Origin of the sequence: Leptotrichia sp. OH3620_COT-345 (assembly GCF_003932895.1) — a bacterium.
Taxonomy (GTDB): Bacteria; Fusobacteriota; Fusobacteriia; order Fusobacteriales; family Leptotrichiaceae; genus Pseudoleptotrichia.
The window spans coordinates 1-238 of the sequence record NZ_RQYW01000210.1 but is presented as its reverse complement, the minus strand read 5'-3'; the positions used below and the strand labels follow the sequence as shown (position 1 = coordinate 238).

1 protein-coding gene is annotated in these 238 nt (G+C 36.1%); it reads right to left on the bottom strand.

Going from position 1 to position 238, the window contains the following annotated elements:
- Positions 1-238 (bottom strand): autotransporter outer membrane beta-barrel domain-containing protein (locus tag EII29_RS11815; protein WP_125237635.1); only part of this gene is annotated, 238 nt, incomplete at both ends.

Sequence of the window (238 nt, the reverse complement as noted above, 5' to 3'; positions counted from 1 at the left end):
ACTCTTCCTTTATTGCCTACATCTCCTACTTTTCCAAGCTCATTCTCATAACCCAATCCAAGTGTAGTAACAAATGTAGTCTTTACCGCCAACGGTTGCTTATACTTGAATTCAACTCCCACTTCAGGCTTTATAGAATGATAATCATTCCCTTTTACTTCAAGCCTTACTTCTCCTGTCTTTTCCTTTATACTTCCAAATCTTCCATATTCAAGTTTTAAACTTCCATAAGGCTTTA